At 70.7% G+C, this 12,328-nt stretch carries 8 protein-coding genes and 2 tRNA genes; 2 read left to right on the forward strand and 8 right to left on the reverse strand.

The genetic code is table 11. From position 1 onward, the window contains the following. Positions 1-531 precede the first annotated feature (531 nt). Positions 532-984: a hypothetical protein gene (locus WMF44_RS39440; protein WP_012240008.1), complete on the forward strand. Its 453-nt coding sequence runs from the start codon at positions 532-534 to the stop codon at positions 982-984. 1,239 nt (positions 985-2,223) lie between these two features. Here the strand turns inward: WMF44_RS39440 and WMF44_RS39445 are convergent. Beyond that, positions 2,224-3,480, reverse strand: a complete 1,257-nt coding sequence (locus tag WMF44_RS39445; RefSeq protein ID WP_437295201.1) for a DUF2062 domain-containing protein — start codon at positions 3,478-3,480, stop codon at positions 2,224-2,226. 3 nt (positions 3,481-3,483) lie between these two features. Continuing rightward, a complete protein-coding gene (locus WMF44_RS39450; protein ID WP_437295202.1) occupies positions 3,484-4,344 on the reverse strand; it encodes a tetratricopeptide repeat protein in 861 nt (286 codons plus the stop codon). A gap of 117 nt (positions 4,345-4,461) precedes the next feature. On the opposite strand from WMF44_RS39450, the gene WMF44_RS39455 reads away from it, so the two are divergent. Further along, positions 4,462-6,549, forward strand: coding sequence for a peptidoglycan DD-metalloendopeptidase family protein (locus WMF44_RS39455; protein ID WP_437295203.1), 2,088 nt, complete (start codon positions 4,462-4,464; stop codon positions 6,547-6,549). A gap of 260 nt (positions 6,550-6,809) precedes the next feature. Here the strand turns inward: WMF44_RS39455 and rpsI are convergent, their stop codons facing one another. From rpsI to glmS, 6 genes are all read right to left on the reverse strand, one after another. Next, positions 6,810-7,202 carry a 30S ribosomal protein S9 gene (gene rpsI, locus WMF44_RS39460; RefSeq protein WP_012240012.1) on the reverse strand — a complete coding sequence of 131 codons (393 nt, stop codon included), beginning with the start codon at positions 7,200-7,202 and terminating at the stop codon, positions 6,810-6,812. 8 nt (positions 7,203-7,210) lie between these two features. After that, positions 7,211-7,660 (reverse strand): 50S ribosomal protein L13, encoded by a 450-nt coding sequence (gene rplM / locus WMF44_RS39465; RefSeq protein WP_012240013.1) that lies wholly within the window; start codon positions 7,658-7,660, stop codon positions 7,211-7,213. A 413-nt stretch (positions 7,661-8,073) separates the two neighbouring features. Then, positions 8,074-8,158, reverse strand: a tRNA-Ser gene (locus tag WMF44_RS39470). Positions 8,159-8,262: 104 nt separating this feature from the next. Further along, positions 8,263-8,349: transfer RNA gene (locus tag WMF44_RS39475), tRNA-Ser, on the reverse strand. Between the two features lie 188 nt (positions 8,350-8,537). Beyond that, entirely contained in the window at positions 8,538-10,298 is a 1,761-nt protein-coding gene (locus tag WMF44_RS39480) for a sensor histidine kinase (RefSeq protein WP_437295204.1), read from the reverse strand. A gap of 151 nt (positions 10,299-10,449) precedes the next feature. Continuing rightward, a complete protein-coding gene (gene glmS, locus WMF44_RS39485) occupies positions 10,450-12,285 on the reverse strand; it encodes a glutamine--fructose-6-phosphate transaminase (isomerizing) (protein WP_437295205.1) in 1,836 nt (611 codons plus the stop codon). Positions 12,286-12,328: the final 43 nt, after the last annotated feature.

Here is a 12,328-nt window from a genome sequence, read left to right on the forward strand (position 1 = left end):
AAGGCTGCCGCTCCAGCTCACCGGGGTCGCCTGGAACGGCGACCTCGGCCATGACACCTTTCCTCGTCGCGGGCGCTCCACCCGGGGGGTCGGGCTCCTCCACGGTCCCTCGGTCAGGCGCCCGCTTCGGCCGCTGCGCGGTGGGGCGCGTGTGTCCGGAGCACAGGAAAGCAGATCTTCATGGGAATGTCGCTGGCTCCCCTCGGTTACGGGGCTGCCCACGGCACGCGCGCCGCGGCATCCAAAGCGGGAGCGCGGTGCAGAGAGGAGCACGGCGCTGTCCATCGCACCCTCTTGGGTTGGGGCGGAGCCTGGCTTCGCGGCGCGACGTCGCGCGACGTCGGCAGGGAGACGAGGTGGCTGGAGTCCGGCTCGACCGGTCGCCCCCAGCACCCGATGACCGACGGGGAGGTGGCGAGCGCGGGTTCTTGACGCGCGTTGAGGGGAGAGGGGGACACCTCTCGAATTATTTTCAAGCAAGGTGCTGTTCAGCAGTTGACAACTCTAGCTATTCATGGGACGCGAGATCCAATGAACAACGTCGAAACCGAGATCAAAAGCCACGTTGATGCATTCGTCTCTCAGCTGAGCGGACTTGTCCGCAAAGCGGCTCTCGAGGCCGTCGCCAACGCCCTGCGAGGCGAGGGCCAGCCGGCCGCTGCGGCCGCCGCGCCGCGCAAGGCGGGTCGGGCCAAGGCCGCTCCCCAGCAGCCTGCGGAGGTCAAGAAGGCGGTCGGTCGCCCCGCTCGCGCTGCGAAGCCCACCCGCAAGAAGGGCGAGAAGCGCTCGAAGGAAGAGCTCGCCGCCATGACGCAGAAGGTCCTGGAGCACATCCGGAGCAACAGCGGCCAGGGCGTCGAGCAGATCGCCAAGGATCTGGGCACCACCACGAAGGAGCTGACCCTCCCGATTCGGAAGCTGCTCGTCGAGAAGAAGATCACGTCGAAAGGAGAGAAGCGGGCTACCAAGTACTTTTCCCGCTGAAGCCGGCATCGACGCTCTCCAGAGGGGTCGGGCCAGACCGACCGAGGTCGACGTCCCGCCTTCCCGCAAGCCCAGCAGGGGAAATCGCGGCGAGCCGGGAGCTGTCCCGGCAGGCGCGGAGACGTCGCACCTCGGCGCGGAGCAAGCTCCGCAGGCGTACACGCCGCTGGATGCCCCTCAGGAAGTCCCGCCAAGCCATGTCGTCTCCTCGTAGGACGACCCGTAGGACGACGGCGAAATCCGCGCGTGAGGCGCGTCAACTGCCGCCCGACCGCTGCTGAGCGGAGCCGCCTTGTGACACGACGCAGGCGGCGCCGCTCCGCGATCGCGTCTGTGCACACATGTCCGCTCTGGTGCCCAGGACGCCGGGTTACCGAGCCGCCATGCCCGTGCTCTTGTCGACGTCGGATCGGGAGAGACCACCACGTCATGACCCCCTGAGCCCCAACATATCGTGGGGCATCATCGAAGGACCACCACATCTAGTTTCGTGCATCCGCGATCGCCTCGGGTCTCTGTCACGCGGCGCTGACGCGGCCTCGAAACGGACGCTGGGGCGTGAGCCGGGGCGGAGCTCCAAGGACACGAAAGGGAGGGTCACCGGCGCGACGCGGCGCAGGAGTCCGGTCATCCGGGGCCGGACTCCCGCCGGGCGGTGCTCGCTGCGTGGAGCCGTGAGCGTGGCCGGAACTGCCGACATGGCAGAGCACGATCGGCGCCGCGCAAGCCTCGTTGCTGTGAACGCCCGACCCGCTCCGCCCATCCGGCGCCCTTCTCGACGATGACGCGGCGCCCTCGGAGCCGCGCTGGACCTGGCCGGCCCGGAGCTCAACGCACCTTCACGGACACCTGGACAGGACGCCCCAGGCGGATATCGCGGGCTTGCAACGTGGGCGAGCCTGACGCCTGGCAAGGGGGAGCCACCGGAGGCCTATCGACCTCTGGCGAACAGGAAGGGACATGGGCAGCAGGGCTCCTTCGCCAGGCCCATGGGACAAGCATGGTCTGTGCCATCAGGGCAATCGCTCCACCCGATAGCGCGGCTCGTCCACCGAAAGGAGCCGCGAGAGCGACCCGTCAACTTACTGGACAGGTTCTAACCATCCGCGGTGTTCGAGCAACTCGGCGATGCACAAGAGGCCGCACGCCGGACCGGACACCCCGGCAACGACCGCTGACGCTCGGGGCGCGATGACGGCGGCGGGAGGATGAGAGCTCGCAGGGAAGGGCGACTCGGGCTCAGCGCGGGGCTCGGCTCGCGACGATGAGGACATTCGAGAAGGGCGTTTTCCCCCAGGCGGGCACCGTCTCGCAGGAGAAGCCGAGCTGCTCGAGGAGCGCCGCGATCTCTCGGGCGGGACGGAAGCGCACACGCTCGCCCCGGTTGAATCGAAGCGCGGTGAAGACACGCTCCTCAAGGAGCGTGATCGAGCTCCTCAAGCCGCGCTCGGTGTCCGCCTCGCGGACGAGCAGGCGCCCGCCCGGACGAACCGCGGCCGCCGCGCGCCGCAGGATCGCGTCCTGCTCTTCCACGCGGAAGTAGTGGAGCAGGTCGATGAGCAGCACGGTGTCTGCAGTTCCGAGCTCGGCCTCGCGCGCATCTGCGCACCAGAACTCGGCGTCCAGCGGAGGGCGGGCGTGGGCCGCGCGCTGCGGGCCGGGCGGGCCGGACGACTCGGACGAGCGCGGGAGAGATGCGCCGGAGCCCTCGCCGGCCGCGCGCCGGGCGGCCTCTATCTTGGCTCGGTCCCAGTCGAACCCACGCGTGCGCTCGGCCCTCCCCAGCTCGAGCAGGAGAATCGGCAGCTGGCCAGCCCCGGTCCCGATATCGAGGACCTCCCCGAGCGCGCCGGGGCGGTCGCCTGCGATGTCGGCAATCAACCGGGCGATGGGGTCGCCGAGCAGCTTGAAGCGGACATAGTGAAAGCGGGTACGCTGCGCCGGCGTGGCGCCCTCAGGCGGGCTGTACCTCCCGGCGACGCGCTCGACCGCGTGGACCCAGGGCGGCGCATCGCCGGGGAGCCGATACGGCTCCATCCTGCTGCTCTGCTGCGAGGGAGCGCGGCGCCGCTTCAGCGTGACGAGGACGAAGATCAGGCCGCCGCCGAGCGCCGCGAGCGCGAGCCCGACCACCGGGGCGCCGAGGAACATGTACTCGGGGAAGTCCGAAAGCGCTTGCGCCCAGCTCATCTTTTCGTAGAGGCGCAGCCAGCGACCCGTGCGGAGGTACGCTCCGACCTGGACCTCGGCCGTGAGGAGCGCTGGCGCGAACAAGGGGTTGGAGATGTTCGCAGCGACCCAGGCAATCGCTGCATCCAGACGGAACCACAGGCAGAGGAGGAGCACGAGCGGCGTGTGGCAGCCGAAGATCGGCTGCGACCCGATGAACAGGCCGATCGCGACCGCCACGGCGGTCCGGCCGGCGGACAGCTCGCTGCCACGGAGCTCACGCCACGCGCGGCGCGCCTCCTCTCGGAGGAGAGAGTATTTCGCCAACGTTCAGGGTTTGCTTTCCCGTGCAGCACGATCCGTCTCACCCGCTGCATCGGCCGTCGTCTTGGAGAGGATGTCGCTCACGGTCGTGGGTGTCGCCTCGTCGAGCGCGTCCCACGTACCGCCCGCCGCCGGCTCGCCTGACACGGCGCCCGCAGCGCGTTTGCTCCGCTGCGCCTCCAGCGTGCGAAGGTACATCTTCGCCGTCCTGCTCTCGGGATCGATGGCGAGCGCCTCGCGCCACTCGGCGCTCGCCTGATCGGGCGCGCCGAGGGAGAGCAGCGCGACGCCGAGCAGCACGCGCGCTGGTGCGTACTTCGGGTTCGCGTCGCGCGCGGCGGCGTAATGCTCGCGAGCGAGCGCCAGATTCCCGGCGTCGCGGTACATCGTCCCGAGGCGCAGCTGAAGATCCACGAACGTCGGACACAGCGCCACAGCCCGCGTGAGCTCGGCGATCGCTTCCTGCGCGCAACCGGCGTCGGCATAGGCCTGCGCGAGATCGGCGTGCATGTTGGCGATCTTGCCGCGCGCGAACGGGTCGAGGACGCCGCCTCCCCCCTCGCCGCGGCGGATGCGAGAGTAGACATGCCGCGCGGCCTCGTATTTGCCGAGGTCGTTGTAGGTGACGGCGAGGTTCAGCAGCGCTTCCGTGTAGTGCTCGTTGAGCTGCACCGCGCGCTCGAAGTGGGCCTCGGCCGCGAGGAAATCACCGCGTTCGTGGAGAATGACGCCGAGCATGTTGTAGACGTCCGCGAAGCGGTCGGTCTTCTCGATGATCTGCCGCAGGGCGTGCTCCGCGAGATCGTACTCGCGCCGCTCGTAGTGCTCCCTGCCGAGAACCAGGAGTTGCTTCAGCCGGTCGTCCATCAGGCCCGTCAGCTTACGCGACCGGCGTACGATGGGATCTGCCTTCCGCGCAACCCTTGCGTCGGGCAAGGAGTCGCGCGGTTGCAACCCCGTCGATGCCTTGGTACGCACGTCGGCGTGCCGAGTGCAGTACCCCAGAACCCGCTCGAGGCCTCCGGAGCGCCGGACGCCGAGGACCGCGCCCGGGGGCGGAGCGGAGAGGCCGGCAGCGCGGCGGAGCCTGGCGCCGCTGTCCCGCAAGACGGGCCGCGCGTGGAGCCCGGCGCTGCTGTCCCGCAGGACGCGCGGCGCGCGGAGATCGTGCGCGCCGGCGCGGCCGAGGACGTCGCGGACGACGCGCTCGACGCCCCCAGCAGACCGCCCTCGCCGCCGCTGACCGCGCCGCTGCAGGGCGGCCGCCGGGGCGAGGGCGCTCCGGCTGCTCCCTGGTCGCGCAGCAGCGAGCTGCGCGCGCGCGCGGCGTCGACGTGGCCGCCGCAGCTCCCTCCTCCTTCTTCTCGCGGGCGCGCATCGGCGCCCTGGTCGCGCGGCAGCGATCCGCGCGTGCAGCCCCTGCGATCGCCGTCGCTCATGGACGGCGGTCCCCACGCGGGCCCCGGTTCGACGGACGGTCCGCGGCTTCCTCCCGGCCTCAGCCGGCCCCCTCCAGGACCGCACCTGTCGCCGCGCATGACCGCGGTCTTCGGCGGCATCTTCGGCCTCGCGACGCTCACCTCGCTCATCGCGCTGCTGATCCAGGGCGTCCCGGTGCGCGACGAGCGCGCGCTGGTCGCGGCGAGCCCGACGGCCTCGGCAGCAGGTACGGACGGGGCCGCCAGGCCGTCCTCCGCGCCCGAGGTGAAGACCAAGCAGCGCACCCCGCTGCCCGGCCCATGGCGGATCTCCGAGCTCGGGAAGGATCCTTCCATGCTCCTGGTGAGCGACGTGATGGATCGCCGGTCGTTCATCACGGCCCTCGACGAGAAGGGCGTACCGAAGGCGCAGATCTACCGGATCATGAAGGCCTTCGACGGGCTGCGGAAGTTCGACAAGTGCGGCCGCAAGGACCGGTTCACGGTCGCGATGGATCGCTCCACGCGCCGCGTCCGCGCCTTCGAATACGAGGTCTCGGCGAGCGAGATCTACCAGGCGAGGGACGACGCGGCCGGGCTGCTCAAGGGCGCCGCGCTCGACATGAAGATCGCCGAGGAGGAGGTCGTCGCCTCCTTCTACGTGGGGAAGGATCTCGCCAACGCGATCCGGGCGGGGGGCCTGGAGCCCGGCGTGCTCGACGCGATCGACGACGCGCTGAACGGGCGCCTCTCGACGGAGAGCTTCGAGGAGGGGAGCACGGTCCGGCTGATCGCCGTCGAAGAGACGGCGCTCGGGATGTTCTCCCGGTACAAGAAGGTCATCGCGCTCGAGTACCGGCCCGCGGATCCCGCGGAGAAGCCGGTGCGCATCTACGATTTCAAGGGGCAAGAGGCCCGCGGCACGTTCGATGAGCGCGGCCGGCAGCCGCACGCCGGCGGCTGGCGCGCGCCGGTCCCGGGCGCGCCCGTGACGTCGAAGTTCAACCCGCAGCGGATGCACCCGGTGCTGAAGAAGAAGATGCCCCACAACGGGACGGACTTCGGCGCGCCGATGGGAACGCCGGTGTACTCGGCGTATCGCGGCGTTGTCGACTGGGTCGGCCCGGCGGGTCCGAGCGGCAACCTGGTCACGGTGACGCACGCGAACGGGGTCACCACCGGCTATGCGCACCTGTCGAGGTATGCCCCCGGCATCAAGGCCGGCATGAAGGTGGGTACCCATCAGCTCGTCGGCTACGTCGGGTCGACGGGCCGCTCGACGGGCCCTCACCTTCACTTCAGCGCCAAGAGGGACGGCAAGTACTTCGATGCCGAGACCCTCCAGCTCGATGGAGAGCGCGTGATGCCCGCCATCGATCGCGCGGCGTTCGCCGCGGCAAAGGAAGCGCTCGACAAGCGGCTCGACGCCATCCCGCTGCCCGAGCCGCCGCCCGAACCGGCGAAGCCGGAGGCGGCAGAGCCTCCCTCGCCGCCGCTCGCGGCCACCGGCAGCGAGGCCTCGGCCGCCGCGGCGCCGGACGTCGGACCGAGCGGACCGAACGAGCAAGAAGCGCAGCCGCCGGAAGGCGCCGGGGACGACGAGGGCGAGCTCATCGAAGGCGCCGATCTCAAGAGCCCGCCGGAAGCGATGTGACGCCGAGCGGGCCGAGAGGTCCGCTCGATGAGAGCAGACGCCGAGCGGGCCGAGAGGTCCGCTCGATGAAACCAGAGGACGCCGAGCGGGCCGAGAGGTCCGCTCGATGGAGAGCAGACGCCGAGGGACGAGCTGTCCCGTCCTCGACGCCTTCGCGGCGTCGGGCAGACAAAACGCACCGAGGACGCGGAGGGGGAAACCCTCGCGTCCTCGATGTCCTTGCCGTGCCGTCCATCCCGATGGGCGGCGGCCCAGGCGTGCTACCGCTTCGAGTACTGGAAGCGCTTGCGAGCGCCGGGCTGGCCGTACTTCTTGCGCTCCTTCTTGCGCGCGTCGCGCGTGAGGAAGCCCGCGCGCTTGAGCGACGGCCTGCGCTCCGGATCGAGCTCGCAGAGGGCGCGCGCGATGCCGTGCCGCATCGCCTCGGCCTGCGCGCTGTGGCCGCCACCGACCACGGTCGCGCTCACGTCGAACTGATCGAGCAGCTCGAGCAGCTCGAGCGATTGACGCATCACCATGCGCGAGGTCTCGCGGACGAAGTAATCGTCAGCGGGCCTCTGGTTCACCTTGATGTTGCCGGTGCCCGGCGAGAGGAAGACGCGCGCAACGGCGGTCTTACGCTTACCAGTGGCGTACGTTCTCGTTTCCGTCATGGCTTTGCTCAGCTGTAGCTAAGGGGCTGCGGCTTCTGCGCCGCGTGGGGGTGATCGGGACCGGCGTAGACCTTGAGCTTGGTGAGGAGCTCGCGCCCGAGCACGTTCTTCGGGAGCATGCCCTTCACGGCCTTCTGGATCGGGAGCTCCGGCTTGCGCTCGAGCAGGTGACCGTACGACTCGGAACGGAAGCCGCCCGGCTCGCCGCTGTGCCGCACGTAGTTCTTCTGCTGGAGCTTGCGGCCCGTCAGAAGGACCTTCTTGGCGTTCACGACGATCACGAAGTCGCCGGTGTCGACGTGCGGCGTGAACGTGGGCTTGTTCTTGCCGCGGAGCACCGTGGCGATGCGGCTGGCAAGGCGGCCGAGGGGCTTGCCTTCCGCGTCGATCACCCACCACGTACGCTCGTTGCGGGCCTCCGCAGGCTTGGCGGAAAAGGACTTGGGCTGAGGATTCATTGGGCGAAAAACTCCGGAAGGGCGCCTGCCAAAAAGGGGCGCCACTTCTACAAGGCGGCCCTTCGCCTGTCAAGCGTCTCAGGCTTCTGCGGGGGCATCGTCGTCGTCGGACGAGGGTTGGTCAAGCGGGGTTTGTCGACAAGCCGTCGGTTACGTCGGTTCCGTCGGCTCCGTCGGTTCCGTTCGTCGGCTCCGTCGGTTCCGTTCGTCGGCTCCGTCGGTTCCGTTCGTCGGCTCCGTTCGTCCCGCGCGCACCGCCGCGCCAGGCAACACTGCGGCGAGCGGACGCGGCGGTCGAGCGACCGGCCGATCCGCCTCATCGCTCATCGTTCACGTCACATCGCTCGCCGGCGTCCTGCTGGCTCGCTTGAAGGAGCTCATCACGGCAAGGAATCGACGACGGTTCAGCTCAGCGGAGAGGGCGGGATTCGAACCCGCGGTACGTTGCCGTACACACGATTTCCAGTCGTGCACCTTCGACCACTCGGTCACCTCTCCCGATACAACTTCAACGCGTCCGCTTCTGCCGGACCGGCGCCGCTCGAGAGAGAGCGGGCGGTCAGAGCCCACCTGCTTCAACGGGGGCAAGCAGCCAAGCGTAGCGGAGAGAGCGGGATTCGAACCCGCGGTACCCTTGCGGGTACACCTGATTTCGAATCAGGCACCTTCGGCCTCTCGGTCACCTCTCCGCCGGCGAACATGGCAAAGCGGGGCCGGCTGGTCAAGCATCTCCTGACCACCGACCGGTCCGGAGGTGCGCTTTCGGCGCCGAGACCCCCGCCAGCAGCCCGGAGCGCGCTCCCGGGCTGCGCTCGTCGTCCGGCCAGCGGCGCTCTGGCGCTGCAGGATCCGCGGCGCCGCACCCGCGGGCGCGGCCCTACCCCGCCCCGCGCGGCGCCTGCCCTCCGCGAGCGGCTGGCGGCGTCGGAGCGGCGCCCTCGGACGCAGGCTCGCGATCGCCGTCGGAGAAGGCCTCGGCCCCGAGCGCGGCGCGCGCCGCGGGCGTGCCTGCGCGCGGGAGCCGGATGACGAAGCGCGCGCCGCCGAGCGGGGACTCGAGCACGTCGATGGTGCCGCCGTGATCGACGACGATCTTCTTCACGATGCTCAGGCCGAGCCCCGTGCCGTCGTACCGCGTCGTGACGTACGGATCGAACACCGAGTCCCGCACGGCGGGATCGATGCCCGGGCCGTCGTCGTCGATCGCGATGAGGTGGCTCTGCCCCTCGCTCCGCGCGGAGACGCGAACGCTGCCCCACACGGCGGCGCCCGGGCGCTCTCGGGCCCCTCCGCCGGGCGCCGCTCGCTGCGCGTCGCGCAGCGCCTGCGCCGCGTTGCGCACGATGTTGCCGAGGGCGCGCCGGAGCATCTCGCGATCGAGCGCGGCCGGCATCGGGACATCCGGCACGTCGAACTCGAGATCGACGCGCCCGAGCAGCGCCTCGTCCGAGGCGTGCTCGCGCCCCGCCTCCTCGACCGCGGCGAAGCGCTCGCCCTGCTCGCGCAGGAACTCCGCGAGATCCGAGGGCTCGAGCTCCGCCCGCGGGAGCCGCGCGAAATTGGAGAACTCGCCGACGAGGCGGCGCAGCGTGCCGACCTCCTCCTCGACGACCTCCAGCGTCGTCTGGAGCAGGCGCTGGTACGCCGGGTCGCTGCCCGCATAGCGCCGGTGGCACTCCTCGACGGCGAGCTGGATCGGGGTCAGCGGGTTCTTGATCTCGTGCGCGAGGTGCCGCGCCATCTTCTGCCACTCGCCCATGCGCTTGAGGAACTCGATCCGCGCGCGGCTGCCCTCGAGCTCCTCGAGCATGCGGTCGAAGGCGCGGCCGAGATCGGCGACCTCGTCGTCGCCCTGCAGCCCCACGCGCACCGAGAGGTCGCCCTCCGCGACAGGCCGGGTCGCCGCGGCGAGCCGCGCGATGCGGTCGACCACGGGGCGCGCCACGAGCACGCCGGCGAGGATCGCGAGGAGGATCGTCGCGCCGAGCAGGGCGGCGAAGGCGTCGCCGTAGCTCTCGTCGAGGTACTCCTTCCGGTGCTCCCGCTCGAGGGCGTGGTACGCCTGCGCGAACGCCTGCGCCGCGTCGAGCTCGTCGAAGCGCGCGCTCGGCGCGGCGAACGTCGCGACGAGGGTCCGCGCGTCGCCGTCGCAGCCGCCGTCGCCCGGCGCTGGATCGCCGGGCTCGGCGGCGTGGCCGGGCGCGCGCGCGATCGCCTTCCGGACCGTGAGCGTCTTCTCGTGCGCCGGATCCACCGGGCGGCCGCGCTCGCGCGCCCCGACGAGATCGCCGCCGCAGCGCTCGACGCGGAGGGAGACCAGCGCGGGGTGAGCCGCGATGATGCGCGCGAGCTCGGCGTCGAGGCGCTGCGCGCCGCCGGCGAAGGCGGCCTCGCGCAGCGGGTCCGCCGCGACGATCGCGTCGGCCTCGGAGCGCATGCCCTGCTTGATGGCGGCGGCCAGCTCGGCGTACACGCCGAGCGCCCTGTCCAGGTGGACGCCGAACTCGGGCTGGAACGCCGTCGCCGACACCCGCGCGATCACCGTCCGGGCGACCACGATGCTGGCGACGAGCGGGATCAGGGCGGTCACGAGGATGGCCGCGACGACCCGCCGCTCCGTCCTGCCGGGGATGCGCATGCGCGCAGCATAGCCGCGGCCCCGCGCGGGCGCGGCGCGGGGGCGCCGGCGCTGAAGAAGGAGGGGCGCGCACCGCAGAGGAGCGCTGCGCGCGGCAGAGGAGGCCGCTCGCCGCGGCGGGGATGCCGCGCCGCGAGGGAGACGTTGCTCGTTACTCGACGGTGACCGTCTTCGCGAGGTTGCGCGGCTGATCGACGTCGTTGCCCTTCAGGTTGGCGACGTAATAGGCGATGAGCTGGAGCGGGAGCACGGTAAGGAGCGGCCCGACCTCGTCCGGCACCTTGGGGATCCAGACGTGGTGCTGAGCGATCTCGAGGATCGACTCGTCGCCCTTCGTGGCGATCGCGACGACCTGTCCCTCGCGCGCCCGGACCTCCTGCAGGTTGGAGAACGTCTTGTCGTAGTGCGCGTCGCGCGGGCAGACGACGATGACGGGGAGCGCCTCGTCGATGAGGGCGATCGGCCCGTGCTTCATCTCGCCGGCCGCGTAGCCCTCGGCGTGCGCGTACGAGATCTCCTTCAGCTTGAGCGCGCCCTCGAGCGCGATGGGGAAGCCGAGGCCGCGCCCGAGGAACAGGACGTCCTTCGCGTGGACGAGGCGCTTCGCGATCGCGTGCACGTAGTCGGCGTCGCCGAGCACCTCACGCATGTGGCTCGGGATCTCCCAGAGGGCCTGGAGGATCTCGCGCCCGCGCTCCGCCGGCAGCGAGTCGCGGCGGCGGCCGAGGTAGACGGCGAGCAGGAGCAGCGCGGCGAGCTGCGTGGTGAAGGCCTTGGTCGAGGCGACGCCGATCTCGGGGCCCGCGTGCGTGTAGAGCGCGCCGTCGGAGAGGCGCGGGATCGCGCTGTCGAGCACGTTGCAGAGCGCCAGCACCTTGGCGCCCTGCGCCTTCGCCGCCTTGAGCGCCGCGATCGTGTCGGCGGTCTCGCCCGACTGGCTGATGGCGATCACGAGATCGTCGGGGAAGAAGATCGGCTCGCGGTAGCGGACCTCGCTCGCGAGCTCGACGACCGTGGGGACCCTGGCGAGCTGCTCGATCCAGTAGCGGCCGGCGATGCCGGCGTGGTGGCTCGTGCCGCACGCGACGATGTAGACCCGGCGCAGCTCCTTCGCGAACTCGGGCGTGACCCCCATCTCGGTCGCGTGCACGTCGCCGGCGGCGAGATCGATCCTGCCGCGCAGCGTGGCCTCGACGACGTCGGGCTGCTCGTGGATCTCCTTCAGCATGAAGTGCTTGTAGCCGCCGCGCTCCGCCTGGACGGGGCTCCAGTCGATGCGCTTCACGCGCCGCTCGACCTTCTCGCCGCCGGCCACGGTCTCGATGCGGACGCCGCTCGCGCGCAGCTCGACGATGTCGCCGTCCTCGAGGAAGATCATGTCGCGGGTGTGCGCGAGCAGCGCGGGGATGTCGCTGCCGCACAGCATCTCGTTCTCGCCAGCGCCGACGACGAGCGGCGAGCCGTACCGGGCGGCGACGATGACGTCGGGCTCGTCGCGCGAGAGGACCGCGATCGCGTAGGCGCCGTGGACCTGCCGGAGCGCGCCGCGCACGGCCTCGAAGAGCGACTTCGCGCCCTTCTGGAGCTCGCGGTGGACGAGGTGAGCGACGATCTCGGTGTCCGTGTCGGAGAGGAACTTGACCCCCTGGCTCTCCAGCTGCTGCCGGACGGCCACGTGGTTCTCGATGATGCCGTTGTGCACGACGGCCACCGGGCCCGCGGAGTGCGGGTGGGCGTTCACCTCGCTCGGGCGGCCGTGCGTCGCCCACCGCGTGTGGCCGATGCCGGTCGTACCGTCGAGGGTCCGCTTCTCGAGCGCCTCGCTGAGCTTGATCAGCTTGCCGAGCGTCCGGACGATCTCGATGCCCTTGCCGTCATGAATGGCGATGCCGGCCGAGTCGTAGCCTCGATACTCGAGCTTCCGTAGCCCTTCGACGATGATCGGCGCCGCCTTTTTTGACCCAACGTATCCGACGATCCCGCACATGCTCGCCTCGTTCAGGTAGTGCCCGCGCGCGCCTACGCGTGCG

It is taken from the genome of Sorangium sp. So ce426 (assembly GCF_051475585.1).
Classification (GTDB): Bacteria; Myxococcota_A; Polyangia; order Polyangiales; family Polyangiaceae; genus Sorangium; species Sorangium cellulosum_B.

What these genes read in the sequence shown, in the direction of transcription:
- WMF44_RS39450 (WP_437295202.1), bottom strand. Translation starts at nt 4,344, where the DNA reads ATGGACGACCGGCTGAAGCAACTCCTGGTTCTCGGCAGGGAGCACTAC.
- rpsI (WP_012240012.1), bottom strand. Translation starts at nt 7,202, where the DNA reads ATGACGGAAACGAGAACGTACGCCACTGGTAAGCGTAAGACCGCCGTT.
- rplM (WP_012240013.1), bottom strand. Translation starts at nt 7,660, where the DNA reads ATGAATCCTCAGCCCAAGTCCTTTTCCGCCAAGCCTGCGGAGGCCCGC.
- glmS (WP_437295205.1), bottom strand. Translation starts at nt 12,285, where the DNA reads ATGTGCGGGATCGTCGGATACGTTGGGTCAAAAAAGGCGGCGCCGATC.
- WMF44_RS39480 (WP_437295204.1), bottom strand. Translation starts at nt 10,298, where the DNA reads ATGCGCATCCCCGGCAGGACGGAGCGGCGGGTCGTCGCGGCCATCCTC.
- WMF44_RS39440 (WP_012240008.1), top strand. Translation starts at nt 532, where the DNA reads ATGAACAACGTCGAAACCGAGATCAAAAGCCACGTTGATGCATTCGTC.